Annotated in this window: 17 protein-coding genes; 9 read left to right on the top strand and 8 right to left on the bottom strand. The window is 71.2% G+C overall.

Going from position 1 to position 15,865, the window contains the following annotated elements:
• Window positions 1-23: 23 nt before the first annotated feature.
• Window positions 24-545: an RNA-binding S4 domain-containing protein gene (locus ACYUED_RS11040; RefSeq protein WP_491292099.1), complete on the bottom strand. Its 522-nt coding sequence runs from the start codon at window positions 543-545 to the stop codon at window positions 24-26.
• Window positions 546-753: 208 nt separating this feature from the next.
• On the opposite strand from ACYUED_RS11040, the gene ACYUED_RS11035 reads away from it, so the two are divergent.
• A complete protein-coding gene (locus tag ACYUED_RS11035) occupies window positions 754-1,509 on the top strand; it encodes a PP2C family protein-serine/threonine phosphatase (protein WP_491292098.1) in 756 nt (251 codons plus the stop codon).
• 61 nt (window positions 1,510-1,570) lie between these two features.
• Here ACYUED_RS11035 and ACYUED_RS11030 read toward each other — a convergent pair whose 3' ends face one another.
• Window positions 1,571-1,792, bottom strand: coding sequence for a hypothetical protein (locus tag ACYUED_RS11030; RefSeq protein WP_491292097.1), 222 nt, complete (start codon window positions 1,790-1,792; stop codon window positions 1,571-1,573).
• Window positions 1,793-1,865: 73 nt separating this feature from the next.
• On the opposite strand from ACYUED_RS11030, the gene ACYUED_RS11025 reads away from it, so the two are divergent.
• Together ACYUED_RS11025 and pip are read left to right on the top strand one after the other, a co-directional pair.
• On the top strand, window positions 1,866-2,573 hold the full coding sequence (locus ACYUED_RS11025; RefSeq protein ID WP_491292096.1) for a uracil-DNA glycosylase: 708 nt from the start codon (window positions 1,866-1,868) through the stop codon (window positions 2,571-2,573).
• Window positions 2,574-2,610: 37 nt separating this feature from the next.
• The gene (pip, locus tag ACYUED_RS11020; RefSeq protein ID WP_491292095.1) at window positions 2,611-3,573 is read left to right on the top strand and encodes a prolyl aminopeptidase; all 963 of its coding nucleotides are present in this window, start codon (window positions 2,611-2,613) and stop codon (window positions 3,571-3,573) included.
• A 12-nt stretch (window positions 3,574-3,585) separates the two neighbouring features.
• On the opposite strand, the gene ACYUED_RS11015 is transcribed toward pip, so the two are convergent.
• Complete coding sequence (locus tag ACYUED_RS11015) at window positions 3,586-4,296, bottom strand: GntR family transcriptional regulator (protein WP_491292094.1); 711 nt, start codon at window positions 4,294-4,296, stop codon at window positions 3,586-3,588.
• A 144-nt stretch (window positions 4,297-4,440) separates the two neighbouring features.
• On the opposite strand from ACYUED_RS11015, the gene ACYUED_RS11010 reads away from it, so the two are divergent.
• From ACYUED_RS11010 to ACYUED_RS11000, 3 genes are read left to right on the top strand one after another with little or no spacing between them, the layout of a single operon-like run.
• A complete protein-coding gene (locus ACYUED_RS11010) occupies window positions 4,441-5,916 on the top strand; it encodes an NCS1 family nucleobase:cation symporter-1 (RefSeq protein WP_491292093.1) in 1,476 nt (491 codons plus the stop codon).
• A 5-nt stretch (window positions 5,917-5,921) separates the two neighbouring features.
• On the top strand, window positions 5,922-6,644 hold the full coding sequence (locus ACYUED_RS11005; RefSeq protein ID WP_491292092.1) for an aspartate/glutamate racemase family protein: 723 nt from the start codon (window positions 5,922-5,924) through the stop codon (window positions 6,642-6,644).
• Window positions 6,645-6,668: 24 nt separating this feature from the next.
• Window positions 6,669-7,643: an MBL fold metallo-hydrolase gene (locus tag ACYUED_RS11000; RefSeq protein ID WP_491292091.1), complete on the top strand. Its 975-nt coding sequence runs from the start codon at window positions 6,669-6,671 to the stop codon at window positions 7,641-7,643.
• 79 nt (window positions 7,644-7,722) lie between these two features.
• On the opposite strand, the gene ACYUED_RS10995 is transcribed toward ACYUED_RS11000, so the two are convergent.
• From ACYUED_RS10995 to ACYUED_RS10985, 3 genes are all read right to left on the bottom strand, one after another.
• Window positions 7,723-8,178, bottom strand: a complete 456-nt coding sequence (locus tag ACYUED_RS10995; protein ID WP_491292090.1) for a GNAT family N-acetyltransferase — start codon at window positions 8,176-8,178, stop codon at window positions 7,723-7,725.
• A gap of 79 nt (window positions 8,179-8,257) precedes the next feature.
• The gene (locus tag ACYUED_RS10990; protein WP_491292089.1) at window positions 8,258-8,857 is read right to left on the bottom strand and encodes a gamma carbonic anhydrase family protein; all 600 of its coding nucleotides are present in this window, start codon (window positions 8,855-8,857) and stop codon (window positions 8,258-8,260) included.
• Window positions 8,858-8,924: 67 nt separating this feature from the next.
• On the bottom strand, window positions 8,925-9,332 hold the full coding sequence (locus ACYUED_RS10985) for a RidA family protein (RefSeq protein WP_491292088.1): 408 nt from the start codon (window positions 9,330-9,332) through the stop codon (window positions 8,925-8,927).
• Window positions 9,333-9,599: 267 nt separating this feature from the next.
• Here ACYUED_RS10985 and ACYUED_RS10980 point away from each other — a divergent pair, with 267 nt between their 5' ends.
• Together ACYUED_RS10980 and ACYUED_RS10975 are read left to right on the top strand one after the other, a co-directional pair.
• A complete protein-coding gene (locus tag ACYUED_RS10980; RefSeq protein ID WP_491292087.1) occupies window positions 9,600-10,331 on the top strand; it encodes a DUF7873 family protein in 732 nt (243 codons plus the stop codon).
• Window positions 10,332-10,931: 600 nt separating this feature from the next.
• Entirely contained in the window at window positions 10,932-12,860 is a 1,929-nt protein-coding gene (locus tag ACYUED_RS10975) for an FUSC family protein (RefSeq protein WP_491292086.1), read from the top strand.
• 63 nt (window positions 12,861-12,923) lie between these two features.
• On the opposite strand, the gene ACYUED_RS10970 is transcribed toward ACYUED_RS10975, so the two are convergent.
• Window positions 12,924-13,553: a response regulator gene (locus tag ACYUED_RS10970; RefSeq protein ID WP_491292085.1), complete on the bottom strand. Its 630-nt coding sequence runs from the start codon at window positions 13,551-13,553 to the stop codon at window positions 12,924-12,926.
• Window positions 13,550-14,791: a sensor histidine kinase gene (locus ACYUED_RS10965; protein WP_491292084.1), complete on the bottom strand. Its 1,242-nt coding sequence runs from the start codon at window positions 14,789-14,791 to the stop codon at window positions 13,550-13,552. Before ACYUED_RS10965 ends, ACYUED_RS10970 begins: the two co-directional genes overlap by 4 nt.
• A gap of 166 nt (window positions 14,792-14,957) precedes the next feature.
• Between ACYUED_RS10965 and ACYUED_RS10960 the strand changes: the two genes are divergently transcribed.
• The gene (locus ACYUED_RS10960; protein WP_491292083.1) at window positions 14,958-15,749 is read left to right on the top strand and encodes a class I SAM-dependent methyltransferase; all 792 of its coding nucleotides are present in this window, start codon (window positions 14,958-14,960) and stop codon (window positions 15,747-15,749) included.
• Window positions 15,750-15,865 lie beyond the last annotated feature (116 nt).

Genomic DNA, 15,865 nt, shown 5'->3' with positions numbered 1-15,865 from the left:
ACGGCCGGCTTCCCGCGGCGGCGTCAGCGACCGTCCGGACGTCCCGTGCCGTCGCTGCCGCCCGCCTGGCCCCGCAGCCGTTCCATGTCGCGGCGGTCCCGCTTGGTCGGGCGGCCCGTGCCGCGGTCGCGGATGCCCGCCGGGGCGAAGACCTGGCGGGGCGGCGGGGGCGGGGAGTTGTCGACGTAGCACTGGGCCGCCACCGGGGCGCCCACCCGCTTGCGGATCAGCCGCCTGACGATGACGATCCGCTCCCAGCCCTCCTGCCGTACGCGCACCTCGTCGCCGATCCGCACGGAGTACGCGGGCTTCACGCGCTCACCGTTCACATGCACATGTCCGCCCTTGCAGGCGGCGGCGCCGAGCGAGCGGGTCTTCGCGAGCCGTACGGCCCAGATCCAGCTGTCGATCCGCACCGTCCGGCCGTCGTCCGGGCCCGCGGCCTCCGCGGCCGCGATGGCGGCGGCGATCCTGGGATCGGTCTCGGCAGGCGCAACCTCGGCGGAGCCCGGTCCGCCCTTCTCCTCGTCAGCTTCGGAAGCCATAGCCCCGACCTTAGTCCGTCGCAGCGGCCGAGCCGGACGGATTTCCGTGCGCGGCCCGCAGGAACGGCACATGGCGGACGCCCCGGCGACGTAGCCCGGAACCCGCCTCTGACCTGCGGCGATGACGATCCACTACTAGACTTGGAGCCCAGCGCCCGGTCCGAGACGGTAGGTCCGGTGCGGTGCGGGAAGGCGGTGGCGCCGGATCATGCTGTACGTCGCCGTGAGCGCGCTGAGCCATCCCGGGCTGCTCCGTGAGCGGAACGAGGACAGTCTCGTCGCCGGACCGTGGACCCTGTGCGCCACCGTGACCGACTGCCCGCAGACCCTGGTCTTCCCGCTCGGGGCGCCTCTCGTCGTCGCCGTGGCCGACGGGCTCGGCGGGCATCCCGGCGGCGATGTGGCCAGTGCCCTGACCGTCGGCCGGATCGCCTCGCTCGGCCCCGCACTGACCGGCGAGGACACCGTCCGTGCGGCCCTGGACAACTGCAACCGCGCCGTGTACAAGGCGGCCGGCGGCGACGCGGGAGGCGAGCTCACCGCCATGGGGACGACCGTCGCCGGACTCGTCGTGCAACCCGACTCACTGATGGTGTTCAACGTGGGCGACAGCCGCGTCTTCGCGTCCTCGCACGACGGGCTGCGCCAGGTGAGCGTGGACGACAGCCCGCCGCTCCGCCCCGGGCAGCACAGCACCTCGCTCGTCACCCAGTGCCTGGGCGGCTCTCCCACGTACCGTGCCGTCCGCCCGCATGTGACGACCGTGCCCCTGGTGCCCGGTGTCCGCTACCTCGTCTGCACGGACGGCCTGACCGACCCGCTGCCGACGGACGTGATCGAGGAGGCCATGCGGGAGCACGACGACGGCCGGGCCGCCTTCGAGCTGTGGAAGGCCGCGATCGAGGCCGGCGGCCCCGACAACATCACGCTGGCCGTCGTACGTATCGGGGGCGAGGGCGAATAGACCGCTCGGGGCCGAGCGGCGTCCGCCCCGGGCGAGGGCGCACAGCCCGTCCGGCCCGGGGCTACGCCGTGCCGTTCCACACGTACGGTCCGCCGCCGCGCCACTCGATCAGCTCGGGGTCGTCGACGGCCCGGTCCTCCTCGGCCGGCAGGCCCGCGCGATGCACGAAATCCAGCACGTCGAAGAGGTTGTAGGCGGTGCCGACACGCTCGCCGTTGACCGTCACCCGCCGTCCGCCGTCCGACTGCGGCGGAAGCACGACGACAGGGGGGCTCTCGTCCATGCCTCCAGCATGCGTCGGGACGAGCAGGACCGCAGGTCAGCGGCGGCCAGTCCAGTGGTTCTACGGTGGGGGCATGGACAGCTTGGCCGATCTCGACGCCCGCGTCTGCCGATGTACCGCATGTCCTCGGCTCGTGGACTGGCGTGAGGAGGTCGGCCGGACGAAACGGGCGGCCTTCCAGGACTGGACGTACTGGGCGCGCCCGGTGCCCGGCTTCGGGCCCGCCGCCGCCCCGCTCCTGATCGTCGGCCTCGCGCCCGCCGCCCACGGCGGGAACCGCACCGGCCGCATGTTCACCGGGGACCGCTCCGGCGACGTGCTGTACCAGGCGCTGTACGACGTCGGGCTGGCGAACCGGCCGACCTCCGTCAGCGCCGACGACGGCCTGGAGCTGCTCGGCGTCCGCGTCACCTCGCCGGTGCACTGCGCCCCGCCCGAGAACAAGCCCACCCCCGGGGAGCGGGACACCTGCCGGCCCTGGCTCGTCCAGGAACTCACGCTGCTGCGGCCGACCCTGCGCGCGGTGGTCGTGCTCGGCGCGTTCGGCTGGCAGGCCGCGCTGCCCGCCTTCGCCGAGGCCGGCTGGACGGTGCCCCGCCCGCGGCCCGTCTTCGGGCACGGCACGTGCGTGTCGCTAGGCGGCGGCCTCGACCTCTTCGGCTGCTTCCACGTCAGCCAGCGCAACACCTTCACCGGCAAGCTCACCCCCGAGATGCTGCGGGACGTGCTGCGCAGGGCGGGGGAGGCGGCGGGACTGCCCGTCCGGGCGGCCGGTAAATGAGGCGACGGGCCGACCTTACGGAGGTTACGGTGCCCGGATGCCTCGTTACCCGGAGACCGAACCGTACGACGAGGGCATGCTCGACGTCGGCGACGGCAACCGCATCCGCTGGGAGGCCTGCGGAAACCCCGGGGGCAAGCCCGCAGTCGTGCTGCACGGCGGGCCGGGGTCCGGCTGCGGCCCGTTCTTCCGGCGTTACTTCGACCCGGACATGTACCGCATCGTGCTGCTCGACCAGCGCGGCTGCGGGCGGTCCACACCGCATGCGAGCGCGTACGACACCGACATGAGCGTCAACACGACGGCGCATCTCATCGCCGACCTGGAGCTGCTGCGTGCGCACCTGGGGATCGAGCGGTGGCTTGTGTGGGGCGGTTCGTGGGGTTCGGTGCTCGGGCTGCGGTACGCGCAGACGCATCCCGGGGCGGTGTCCGAGCTGGTCCTGACCCTGGTCGCCACCGGCGCCGACGCGGAACACGCGCTGCTGACCAGGGGACTGGGAAAGATCTTCCCGGAAGCGTACGAGCGGTTCCTGGCAGAACTGCCCGTCGACGACCGGGACGGCAACCTCGCCGCCGCGTACAGCCGGCTCCTCGAGTCCCCCGATCCCTCGGTGCGGAAGCGGGCGGCGCGCGCCTGGACCGACTGGGAGACGGCGATCATTCCCGCGCCGCCGCGCTCGGTCCAGCGTTTCGAGGACCCGGATTTCCGCATGGGCTTCGCCCGGACGGTCACGCACTACTGGGGCAACGACTGCTTCCTGGGCGAGGGCAACGACGAAGGCGTGGTCCTGCGGGACGCGCCTCTGCTCAAGGACATCCCCGGCACCCTCGTCCAGGGCAGCCTCGACTTCGGCAACCTCCTCGGCACCGTCTGGCGTCTCCACCATGCCTGGCCCGGCAGCGAGTTGATCGTCGTCGACGAGGTCGGGCACGACGTGGGGGCGCCGGGAGTCGCCGAGGCGCTGGTGGCGGCGACCGACAGGTACGCCCGCCGCTGACCTGACCGTCCGTCAGGCCTCCGTGTTCCCCGTGTCCTCCGTGCCCTCCCTGGCTTCCCCGTCCTCCGTGTCCCCGAACAGATGCCGCACCGTGGAGCGGTAGTTGGTCCGCACATGGGCGAGGGCGTGCGCGCGGGCGCGGTCCGGGTCTCCGGAGGCGATCGCCTCGTACAACTCGCGGTGTTCAACGAGGAGTTGGGGCCACTCCTCGTTTCTCCGGGTCATCCAGCGCAGTCGGCCGGCGACCGGCTCCAGAGCCTCGGTCAGCAGGCTGTTGCCCGCCATGGCCATGATCCGGTCGTGCAGACGGCTGTTGATGTCGGTGATCGCCTCGGCGTCCCCCGCCTCGGTCGCGGCGGCCGCGCGGCCGAGAAGCTCCTCGGCCTCGGCCAGGTCCTCCGGTGTCGCGTGGGACGCGGCGAGCCCGGCGGCGTAGACCTCCAGGGCCTCGCGCAGCTCGAAGAGCTCCCGGACATCCGTCGGGGTGAGACGGCGTACGACCGTGCGGCGTGGCGTCTCGAAGTGGACGAAGCCCTCGGCGACCAGTGCCCGGATCGCCTCGCGCACGGGCACCCGGGACACCCCGAAGCGCTCGGCCAGCTCCCGCTCGACCAGCCGGTCGCCCGGCAGGAGGGTGCCGGCGATGATCTCCTGCCGCAGGCCGGCCAGGACGCGTTCGCGGACGGCGCCCAGAGGTTCGATCTTCGTCGTGGGGGAGCTCATGGAGCCATCTTCTCCGACCTCGGGGCTGTTTTACCGAGCGTTAACGATGGCGACATCGGTCCGAACGCTTGACGGGGGGACCATGACCGCAGTTTGGTATACCAAATGGCTGCAGTCCTCCGTCCGCCCGTCCCTGGAGGCCCCGTGTCCCTCGCCGACCGTGCCGAAGCCATCGGCGCCCCACCGTTCACCCCCGACCCCCGGCTCACCAACGAAGACCTCGCTCCCGCCGAGAAGCGCAACTGGAGGGTCTTCGATCTCTTCGCCATGTGGATGTCCGACGTCCACAACCTCGGCAACTACACCTTCGCCGCCGGTCTGCTCGTCCTCGGTATGAACGTGTGGCAGGTCTTCACGTCCCTGCTCGTCGGCTTCGTACTCATCTACGTCGGCATGAACTGGATGGGGAAGGTCGGCCAGCGCCACGGCGTGCCCTTCCCGGTCGTCAGCCGCATCAGCTTCGGTGTCTGGGGAGCCAACATCCCGGCCCTCATCCGGGCCGTGATCGCCATCATGTGGTACGGCATCCAGACCTATCTGGCCTCCGTCGCCGTCAACGTGATGCTGCTGGCCGCCTGGCCGGGCCTGGAGTCCTGGACGCACCACTCCTTCCTGGGACTCGACGCACTGGGCTGGGTGTCGTTCCTGTCGCTGTGGCTGATCCAGGCGCTGATCATCAACCAGGGCATGGAATCCGTGCGGAAGTTCCAGGACTTCTGCGGTCCGGCCATCTGGCTGGTGATGATCGCGCTGGCGGTGTGGGTGCTCTGGAAGGCCGACTGGAGCATCTCGCTCACGTCCACCCCGCACCCGGTCTCCGTGGGCGAGCAGTGGCGGCAGTGGTTCGGCGCGATCGGGCTGATCCTCGCCACGTACGGCACGCTGATGCTCAACTTCTGCGACTTCTCGCGCTTCGCACCGGACAATCGCACCGTCCGGCGCGGCAACTTCTGGGGCCTGCCCATCAACTCGACCGCCTTCGTGGTCGTCTCCGTGATCGTCACGGCGGGCTCGCTCAAGGTGTTCGGCGAGGCGATCACGGACCCCGCGGAACTGGTGGCCAAGGTGGGCAACACCTGGGTGCTCGTGGTGGGCGCGTTCACCTTCGCCGTCGCCACCATGGGCGTCAACATCGTCGCCAACTTCGTCTCACCGGCGTACGACCTGGCCAACCTCTGGCCGCAGAAGATCACCTTCAAGGTCGGCGGCATGATCAGCACGGTCGCCGCCCTGGTCGTGACCCCGTGGAACCTCTTCTCCAACCCCACGGTCGTCAACTACTTCCTCGGCGGTCTCGGCGCCTTCCTCGGCCCGCTGTTCGGCGTGATCATGCTCGACTACTACTGGGTCAAGCGTGGCCGTGTCGACGTGAACGACCTGTTCGACGCCCGCCCCGGCAGCCGCTACTACTACCGCAAGGGCGTCAACCCGAAGGCCCTGTGGGCGTTCCTGCCGTCGGCCGGGGTCGCGGCCGTACTCGCGCTCGTGAAGACCTTCAGCGACGTGGCCCCGTACTCGTGGTTCATCGGCACGGCGCTGGCCGCAGGCCTGTACGCGCTGCTGTGCCGGTCCGAACGGGCGGCTGCGGCCGCCGTGTCCGACAAGCCTGCGGAGGTCTGAGCGGAGTGCGGATCGTCGTCACCAACTGCAACACCACGCAGGAGATGACCGAGGAGATCGTACGGGGTGCCCGGGCCGCAGCAGGCCCGGGCACCACCGTGCTCGGGCTGACCCCCACGTGGGGCCCCGAGTCGGCGGAGGGCTGGCTCGACAGCCACCTGTCCGCCGCGGCCGTCCTCGATCTGCTGCGGACGTACGAGGGTCCGCCGTACGACGCCGTCGTCATGGCCGGCTTCGGGGAGCACGGACGCGAAGGCGTACGGGAGTTGGTCGACGCGCCGGTGGTCGACATCACGGAGGCCGCGGCGCATCTGGCGTGCTTACTGGGCCGGAGGTACGGGGTCGTCACGACGCTGGAGCGCTCCTGCGGGCAGATCGAGGACAGCCTGGAGCTGGCGGGGGTGGGGCGCAACTGCGCCGCGGTGGTCGGTACCGGTCTTGGAGTTCTCGATCTGGGGGACGCCGACCGCACGGAGGCGGCGTTTGTCACGGCGGCCCAACGGGCGCTGGACGCCGGGGCCGAGGTGCTGGTGCTCGGGTGCGCCGGGATGACCGGACTGCAGCAGGTGGTGGGGGAGAAGCTCGGGGTGCCGGTGGTCGACGGGGTCGCGGCGGCGGTGAAGCTGGCGGAGTCGCTGGTGACGATGGGGCTGAGCACGAGCAGGGCGGGGAGTTATGCGAGGCCGGAGCGCAAGAGGCGGGTGTGGGGGCGACCGCAGAACCTGTGATCACCTTCACCGACAATGAACGGCATGAACCTTCCCGACGGACTCACCCCGGTCGCCGACGGACTCCACCTGTGGTCCCCGGGCCACGCGGGCACCTGGGGCTTCGCCAACTGTCTGCTCGTCACCTCCGGCGAGCAGGCGGCCCTGGTCGACACCCCGTACGACCAGCCCATGACCCAGGCCCTCATCGCCGCCGCCCGGCCGGTCCTGCCCGCGGGCGCCGCCGCCGTGCGGACGATCGTCAACACCCACGTCAACGGCGACCACACCTTCGGCAACGGCTGCTTCCCGGGCGCCGAGATCATCGCCACGAAGGCGAGCGCCGAGCACCTCTGCCGCGAACCCTCCCCGCAGCAGATGCACTTCCTCACCCACCAGACACCGGCCGACCAGCCGCTCGGCTGGTACGCGCGCGAACACTTCGGCCGTTACACGTACGAGGGCGTCGAGTCCGTCCCGCCCACCACCACCTTCTCCGGCCGGTATGCGCTGCGGGTGGGTGACATCGAGGCCGAACTGGTCGAGGTGGGCCCGGCACACTCGGCCGGCGACCTCATCGTCCACTTCCCCCGGCAGCGAGTCGTCTGCGCCGGGGACGTCCTGTTCGCCGACGACCACCCCGTCCACTGGAACGGCCCGCTCGCCCGGATCGCCGCCGCCGCCGAGACGATCCTCGCCCTGGACCCCGAGGTGGTGGTCCCCGGACATGGTCCGGTGATGGCCCCGCAGGACGTACGCGACTACGTCACCTACCTGCGCGAGCTCGAAGCCCTCGTGCGGGCCCACCATGCGGCGGGCGCCCCGGCGGGCGAGGCCGCAGCGGACATCCTCGCCTCCGGGTTCTACGACCACCTGGGCCTGCGGGAACGGATCGTCATCCTCACCGCCGTCGAATACCGCCACCTCGACGGCGACGACAGCGACCCGGACCTGGTCCAGCTCGCGGGGCGGGCGGCGGACTGGGCCTACCGGGATCACGGTCCCGGGGCGTCGGCCTAGGGGAGCAAGGGCGGCGAGAGCGGCAGGGGAGGCGGGGGAGGCGGGGGAGGCAGTGCGGCGGACCTCCGGCCGAACGTCCTCAGGGCCGCCACACGTAACACACGTCCGGCTCCCGCTCCTCGTTCCCGCTGCCGTCCGTGTACTCGACGGCGACGAAGCCGTGGCGCTCGTAGAACCGGTGGGCCGGCCCGTTGACCTGGAAGGTCCACAGACCGAGCCCGTCCGGTCTGCGCTCCTTGGCGAGCGCGACGAACTGGTCGCCGATGCCTCTCCCACGCCAGTCGGGCTGCAGATACAGCTGGGAGAGCTCGTCGTCGTGGAGCACCATCACCCCGACGACCCCGGCACCGGCCCCGGCGTCCGCGACCCAGGTCTCCCGCAGGGGCACCACGACATCCCGGAAGTAGCCACGCACCTCGTCGGCGGAACGGGGGCTGACGACCGTCGGCAGCGCGACGGCGAAAGAACTCAGCCAGACGTCCGCTGCGGCACAGGCATCGGCGTCGGGGGCCGAGGCGGCCCGCCGGAGTGTCACCGCGGACGGTTCGGAAGCTGCGGATGGTTCGGCGCGCAAGGCGGATCCCGTCGGTAGTCGTAGTCATCGTCAGCGGTGATCAACGGTCGAGGGGGCGGTCGTGGTGATGCGCGCCGTAGAAGTCGACCTGGCGCGCCATGATGTCCCGCATGGAGGTGCCGCGGGCGACGCCGTAGACCGTGCCCGGAAAGTCCAACTCCCGCTGCACGGACCATAGTTCATCATGCTGCTCGGGCGAGAAGAGTTGCGCCAATGGTGCTCCGGCCGCGATCCAGCCGATGGGTACGACCGTGCCGGGCGCCAGTACGGAGTTGGCCTGCAGCACGCTGTTGATCCGCAGCTCGGATCCCGCGCCGGCGACGGCACCCGGGAAGACGGCGGCCCCGGTGGCGACGAAGACCTCGTCCTCGATGGCAGCCCCGTTGACATGGGCGTGGGGTCCGACGAGTACGGCGTCACCGATGACGGCGGGGTGCCCGGCGCGCCCTCGCACCAGCGCGTTCTCCATGACGACGACGTCCGAGCCGACCCGGACCTCGCCGTCCTCGGCGGTGAGCACGGCACCGTGCAGCACACGGACGCGCTCGCCGAGGGTGACGGCACCGCAGAGAACGGCCGACGGCGCCACGTAGGCGGACTCGGGTACCACGGGACGGCGCCCGCGATGCTCGATCAACATGCAGCCTCCTATTGAGACCTGGGGAGACCTACGGCGACCTGCGGGCCTCCACGGAGGCCTACGGTCGTCATGAGCCTTCGGGAACGACAGCGGTGGCCGTAATCTCCACCAGCTGTCCGCCGTACCCGAGACACGCCACGCCCATCAGCGTCGAAGAGTGCGGTCCGACGCTGAGCCCGGACGCCTCGACGACGTCCCAGACGGCGGAGAGCACGGCGGTCTCACCGCTCACCACATACACGTCGGTCGCCACGACATGCGCCAAGTCGGTGCCGACGGCGCGCAGTTGCTCTGTGAGGTTCACCAGCACCTGCTCGGCCTGCCGCACGGGATCTCCCTCGCCGACCAGCTTCCCCTCGGCGTCGAGGGGGACGGAACCGGCAAGGAACGCGAGCTTGGTCCCGGCCTCGACGACGGAGGCGTGGGAGTAGGTGGGCGGCGGGAAGAGGGCGGAGGAGGTGACGCGACGGATCACGGGGCGGCTCCTGGAACAGAGGCGGGACAACTGAACGATGGTCCGGGCTGCCGACCGGGACCGCATCCGAATTTCCCGGGACGCGGACGCGTCGGGCTCGTGCGGCGCGGGGATGGCCGGCGGCCGCGTATGTCATTCCGGCGGTGGACCGAGCTCTCGCTCGCACAGCATTGATGACGCACGCCACGGACACTCACCCGAGCTGTGTGAGCGCCGGAGTGAATAATGGTTCGCAGGCGGCGAGTTGGCACTGTTACCGTCCCTCACGTGGCGAAACTCAATCAGATCATCGCAGTGGAGAAGGGCATCAAGTCCAAGGCCCATCAGGACCTGACGGCCGCTCATCACGGGCTGCAGAAGCCCGCGTTGCTGGCCGGAATCTCGCGTACGTACCAGCCGAAGGACGAGGAGGGCGAGCAACTGCCGCCCGAGTCGACGCGAGTGCAGGTGCAGGCCGAGGGCGTGTTGCGGGAGACCGCGGCGACCCTGACCCGGCTGTTCGACGTGACCGCCACCAAGGACTGGGCCAACTGTGCCGCCCGTGCCGACGTGAAGGTGGACGGGCGGGTGCTCGTTGCCGACGTTCCCGTGTCGTACCTGCTGTTCCTGGAGAAGCAGCTCGTCGACCTCAACACCTTCGTGCGGAAGCTGCCCGTCCTCGACGCCTCCGAGGCGTGGGTTCAGGACCCTTCGACGGATGCCTGGAAGACGGAGCCCGTTCGGACTCTGCGGACCAAGAAGGTTCCCCGCAACCACGTCAAGGCCGAGGCGACCGAGAAGCATCCTGCTCAGGTCGAGGTGTACTACGAGGACATTCCCGTCGGGTACTGGACCACCGTGAAGTTCTCCGGTGCGCTTCCGGCCCGTCGCGTCAATGAACTCCTCGACCGGGTCGAGAAGTTGCAGCAGGCCGTGAAGTTCGCCCGTGAGGAGGCGAACGGCGTCGACGTCGTCGACGAGCGGGTCGGTGACTCCGTGTTCGGCTACCTGTTCGGGTAGCCTCCAAGACTCCCCGGTCCCTTGCGGCCGGGGTGCGCGAAGAGCGCAAGCTGAAGCTGAAGCTTGTCGTGAATGCGCGGTTCCAGTGGAGGTTCGAGTCCTCCTCGCGGCATCAAGAGCAACCTCCGTGCCGCGGTAGCCCAACTGGCAGAGGCAGACCGCGATCAATCTCAGACTCTCGCTCCAGACTCAGCATTCGCCGTCGATCGCCGGATCGACCGGGTTCAGGCCCCAGTACGTCGAAATGCTGGTTCAAGTCCAGTCCGCACAGCTCGATGTGCGGTGGTCCAAAGGCAGGACGCGACGACATGACGCTGACCTGGACTCTCAAGTGTGCCGGCGTGTGAACATGGGCGGCATCACAGGGCCCGGGGGCAGGCTACGCCCCCGGGTCCGCCTTCGTTTCCGCGGGTACGCAGCCGCCGTGCCGGGATTCTGTTCATAAAGAACGCGGCTTTCCCTTCGATCGTCACATCCTGGAAATACGAGCGTCCCCATTCCTCCAAGGACGCGATCTACCGTGGACACCACACCAGTCCACAGCCCGGCCACCGTCGCCCGAAGGCTCACTCCCGCCATCGTCGAGACGACAGGAGCCCCGTGTCCCGCCCCGCCGTACCGTTCGCCCTGCCGCCCTGGCTCGCCCACGCGCTCCGTGCCCAGCGCGGCCCGGTTCCCTGGAGCGCGGTCGTACGCGGGACCCTCGCCGCCGGGCCCCTCCTCCTCACCGCCGTCCTTCTCGACCGCACCTCCCTCGGCGTCGTGGCCGCCATCGCCGCCATGCTCGCCGGGATCAACGACCGGCCCGGCAGCCGTCGGGTGTCCGTCAAGCGGCTCGGGCTGCCTGCGCTTGCCGGGGCAGGCGGGCTCCTCGTCGGGACGTATGCCGGGGACCATGTCGGAGCGGTCGCGCTCACCCTTCTCCTGACCGGCATCGGGCTTCTCGCCGGCGGTGTCAGTGCCATCGGGCCCGTCCCCTCCGCCGCGGGTACGCAGGTGCTCGTCGCCTCCGCCGTCGGTGCCGGGATGCCGGTCCCGGAGGCCGGATGGCTGAGGGCACTCGCCTTCCTTGCCGGGGCAGGGTGGCTGCTCGCGCTGCGCCTCGCCCTCCCGACCCCGGGCGCCATCGCCGGCGACTTCCGGTTCGACGGCGAGCGGGACGCCGTAGCCGCCGTGTACGACGCCGTCGCCGACCTCCTCGACGCCGTCGGGACCGACGACGCCACCGCCCGTCGCGTCGCGCTCACCGCCGCCCTCGACCATGCGCAGGACGCCCTCGCCGGGCCCCGGCTGCGGCGTTACGCCTCCTCCTCCGCCGAGCGGCGGCTGCACGCGCAGTACGCCGCCGCGCTGCCGCTCGGCGAGGCCGCGACGGCCCTCGCGTGGGCCGGGGAGGCCGTCACCGGGCGGGCGTCCGAAGCGCCGCGGCGACTCGCCGCCGCCGTACGGGAGAACACGCACACCGGGCCGCTGCCGGCCCCCGACCGTTCGGCTCCCGCCCTGCGCTCCCTCGATGACGCCCTGCTGCGCGCCGCGGAGGCCTTCGACCAGGGCGACGGCGGTGACCTGCACACCCGTCGGCGGTCGGCCCGGGACCTGTTCCGGCTCACCTTCGGCGCCGGCGGGCGGGAGTACGGCCTGCGCGTCGCCCTGTGCTTCGGGGCCAGTGCCGCTGTCGCGCAGGCCCTGCATCACAGCCGTTGGTACGGACAGCACGCGCACTGGTACTGGCTGCCCGCCACCGCCGTCTTCCTCGTCAAGCCCGACCTCGGGCCGCTCGCGTCCAGAGTGCTCAACCGCGCGGCAGGGACGGTTCTGGGGGCCTTGCTCTTCGCCGGTCTCGCCGCCGTACTGCCCCGGCCGGAGGGGCTCATCGCGCTCGTGGCCGTCAGCGGCGCCCTCATCCCGGTCGCCACACGGCACTTCGCCGCACAGACCGCCGTTGTCACCGTCCTCGTCCTCGCCCTGGTGATGGTCGGCGGAGAGCCGCAGGCCTCCGCCAGCAGGATCGGCGAGACGCTGCTGGCCTGCGCGATCGTGCTCATCGTCGGACATCTGCCGATGCCGGGGCAGCGGGGCGGGGGAGTGCGGGCACGCGTCTCGGCGGCGAGCCGCGCGGCGTACGCCTACCTCGCCCACGTCCTGCGTGAGTCGCACGACCCGGACCCGGCGACCGGCCCGACCACCATCGGATCGGGCCACGCCTCCCGCGAACCCGCCGCCGACTCCCGCGCCACCCGCTGGACCCTCCGCCGCGAGGCCTACCGCACGCTCGCCGAGGCCCACGCCGCCATCGTCCTCGCCGCTGCCGAACTCCCCGCGCTCGCCCGGCACTCGAAGGGCGCGGACGAGGTCGTGGCCACCCTCGAACGGCTCGTGGACGCCACCACCGCCTGCGCCGTGCACCTCGACGACTCGGGTTGCCTCTCGGACGGCGATCGGGAGCAACTCAGGGAGATTGTGGGTGAGTTGGACACGGAGCGCGAGCGGACAAGGCTACGGCTTCCCGAGTTGCCCCTGGCCGTGTAGCACCGCGTCACCCAGTCACCGCAGGACCGGCGTACCGATGCGCCACATCACCGATTCACCGCATCACCTCAGCAGCCGCCGCTCCTTCGCCACCGCCACCGCGCCCGACCGCGTCTCCACCCCCAACTTGCCGTAGATCCTGCCGAGATGGGTCTTCACCGTGGCCTCGCTGATGAACAGTGCTCGGGCGATCTCCCGGTTGCCGAGGCCCTGGGCCAGCCAGCCGAGGATCTCGTGTTCGCGTTCGGAGAGCGTCGGGCGGGGGCTGCGCAGCTGGGCCAGGAGGCGGTCGGCGACGGGTGCCGACAGGGCCGTACGGCCGGACGCGGCGCTGTGGATCGCCGCGAAGAGCTCGTCCGGGCGTTCCGCCTTCAGCAGGTATCCCGTGGCGCCCGCCTCGATGGCGCGGGTGATGTCGGCGTCCGTGTCGAACATGGTCAACACCAGGACGTGCGTGTCTCCTTGAGCGGTCAGCCGCCTGGTCGCCGTCACGCCGTCCATGCCCTCCCCGAGCTGGAGGTCCATCAGTACGACATCGGGGTGCAGGCGCGCGGCCATGGCGAGCGCCTCCTCGCCGCTGCCCGCCTCACCGACCACCTCGATGCCGTCGGCGCTCGACAGCAGCGCGCGCAGGCCGGCCCGCACCACCGCGTGGTCGTCGCACAGCAGGAGACGGACGGGCGTCGTACTCATGTGGTCGCCTCCTTCAGGGCCTGAGCCTTCTGCGGAGCCGACGGCTCCTTCTGGGTGAGCGGGATCGCGGCCGACACGACCGTGCCCTCGCCCGGCGTCGACTCCACCGTGAGCGTGCCACCCGACTGGTGGGCCCGGATGCGCATGGCCGGCAGTCCATGGCCGCGTGTCCGGTCCGGTTCCGTCGGCAGCGCGGCCGTGTCGAACCCCCGTCCGTTGTCCGCGACGTCCAGTGAGATCTGGTCGTCCAGGCAGGTCAGGGTGAGCGCGGCCCTGGTCGCGGCGGAATGTTCGCGCACGTTGGCCAGGGCACCCTGGGCGATGCGCAGAAGGGCCGCCTCGATACGTTCGGGGAGTGGGCCGGCGTCGCCGTCGAGCCGGAAGCCGACGGTGAGACCCGGCCCGCTCTCCCGCTCGGCCAGTGAACTCAGCGCCGTCGGCAGGGCGTTCTTCGCGAGGTCGGCCGGTGCCAGGTCGTGGACGAAACGGCGGGCCTCGGCGAGGCTGCGGGAGGTGATTTCGGCTGCCCTGCCGATGTGCGCGCGGGCCGCGTCCGGGTCCGTCTCCCACACGCGCTCGGCGGCCTGGAGCAGCATCCGCTGACTGGACAGGCCCTGCGCGAGGGTGTCGTGGATCTCGGAGGACAGGCGCTGCCGTTCCGCCAGGACGCCTGCCCGCCGTTCGGTGGCCGCGAGGTCGCGGCGGGTGCGGAGCAGGTCGTCGACGATCGCACGCTGCCGGGCCGCCTGGCGCTGCAGATGGACGAAGACGGCGGTGGCGACCGCGGCCACGGCGGGCGGGGCCACGACCATGTTGGGGTTCAACGCGCCCTGTGACACCCGCACTTCGGACACCACGACCAATGCCGTGAGTACGGCGGCCAGCGGTACCGCGATCCGCGGCGGCAGGGCGTACAGACCGGCGAACAGCAGCGGCATCGCGCACCAGGTGGCGCTCGGCGCGAGGGCCAGCAGGGCCATCCAGGCCGCGGACACCGAGCCCAGCCAGGCCAGGTGCCGGACGGTGGGCGGGGTTCCGGCGCGCGGGGGCGGGGCCAGGAAGTGGCCGAGGACGTAGAGCAGGAAGAACGCCGAGAACAGCGCCACCACCCATCCCGTACGTGTCCCGCCCTGGTCGCGGGTCAGGAACCGCGCGAACGAGGAGCACAGCAGCAGGAAGAACGCGGCGTGGACGACCGCGGTCAGCCGGCGCTCGTCCGGTTCGGTGGAGTTGTCCATGCTCCGTGTCTAACGCGGCCGGCCCGGGAACGCATCAACCGATCGGCTGACATCGCGATCACCCGAACCGTCCGGCGAACGGCGCCCGTCGGCCGAGCGGGAGCCCGTGCTCCCGCACCGAGGCTTGACAGCAGTACCCACCGCCACCTCGGAAAGGCCGGGAAACATGCCCGCCAGGAACCTCACCGCCAACCGAGCAGCCCTCGGCCACCGCATCACGTACGCGCTGCGCCACCCCGACCGCGTGCCCCGCCATCTCGCCCGCGCCGCCCGGGACCTGTGGCTCAGCCATCGCCACCCCGACCACATCTCCTACTACCGCGCCGTGATGCGCTCCGACACCCGCGCCGACCCGGACGCGGCCGTCGGCAGCCGCGACCGGGAGCGCTGGCTGGCGCTGGGGGCCATGCAGTTCGACTACCTCGTCGGCCACGGCCTGCGGCCCGAGCACCGCATGCTGGAGATCGGCTGCGGCAACCTGCGCGGCGGCTGGCGGTTCATCCGCCATCTGGAGCCCGCGCACTACTACGGCATCGACATCTCGCCCGACATCCTCGTCGCCGCGCAGGACACGCTCGTGGAGATGGGCCTGGAGAAGCGACTGCCCACCCTCACCCCCGTACGCGACCTGACGTTGCGGTTCCTGCCCGACGCCCACTTCGACGTCGTACACGCCCACAGCGTGTTCTCGCACTCCCCGCTGCCCGTCATCGAGGAGTGCCTGGCCAACGTCGGGCGGGTGCTCGCGCCGGGTGGCTGGTTCGACTTCACCTTCGACCGTACGGAGGGGGAGGAGCACCAGGTGCTGCGGGAGGACTTCTACTACCGGACCGAGACGCTTGCCGGGCTGGCCGAGAAGCACGGCCTGCGCGCCCGGTTCATGGAGGACTGGGAGGAACTTCCGCACGGGCAGTCAAAGATCCGGGTCACCCATCGGCCGGACGGCGAGGCGCACTGAGTCCCCGGGGCCACCGGACGGCCGCCCGTCCGCCACGTCAGCCATGTCAGCCACTGGCCCGGAGCCCGTGAGCCGCGCGGGCGATCTCCCGGCCGCGATCCCAGGGCTCGCCGACC

This window comes from Streptomyces sp. DF42 (assembly GCF_058267695.1).
Note: the sequence above shows the minus strand (reverse complement) of the source record. Positions and strands in the feature narration are given on the sequence as shown.

Excerpts from the sequence above, each read along its gene's own strand:
- ACYUED_RS11040 (WP_491292099.1), bottom strand. The coding sequence starts at position 545 with ATGGCTTCCGAAGCTGACGAGGAGAAGGGCGGACCGGGCTCCGCCGAG.
- ACYUED_RS11035 (WP_491292098.1), top strand. The coding sequence starts at position 754 with ATGCTGTACGTCGCCGTGAGCGCGCTGAGCCATCCCGGGCTGCTCCGT.
- ACYUED_RS11030 (WP_491292097.1), bottom strand. The coding sequence starts at position 1,792 with ATGGACGAGAGCCCCCCTGTCGTCGTGCTTCCGCCGCAGTCGGACGGC.
- ACYUED_RS11025 (WP_491292096.1), top strand. The coding sequence starts at position 1,866 with ATGGACAGCTTGGCCGATCTCGACGCCCGCGTCTGCCGATGTACCGCA.
- pip (WP_491292095.1), top strand. The coding sequence starts at position 2,611 with ATGCCTCGTTACCCGGAGACCGAACCGTACGACGAGGGCATGCTCGAC.
- ACYUED_RS11015 (WP_491292094.1), bottom strand. The coding sequence starts at position 4,296 with ATGAGCTCCCCCACGACGAAGATCGAACCTCTGGGCGCCGTCCGCGAA.
- ACYUED_RS11000 (WP_491292091.1), top strand. The coding sequence starts at position 6,669 with ATGAACCTTCCCGACGGACTCACCCCGGTCGCCGACGGACTCCACCTG.
- ACYUED_RS10990 (WP_491292089.1), bottom strand. The coding sequence starts at position 8,857 with ATGTTGATCGAGCATCGCGGGCGCCGTCCCGTGGTACCCGAGTCCGCC.
- ACYUED_RS10970 (WP_491292085.1), bottom strand. The coding sequence starts at position 13,553 with ATGAGTACGACGCCCGTCCGTCTCCTGCTGTGCGACGACCACGCGGTG.
- ACYUED_RS10965 (WP_491292084.1), bottom strand. The coding sequence starts at position 14,791 with ATGGACAACTCCACCGAACCGGACGAGCGCCGGCTGACCGCGGTCGTC.
- ACYUED_RS10960 (WP_491292083.1), top strand. The coding sequence starts at position 14,958 with ATGCCCGCCAGGAACCTCACCGCCAACCGAGCAGCCCTCGGCCACCGC.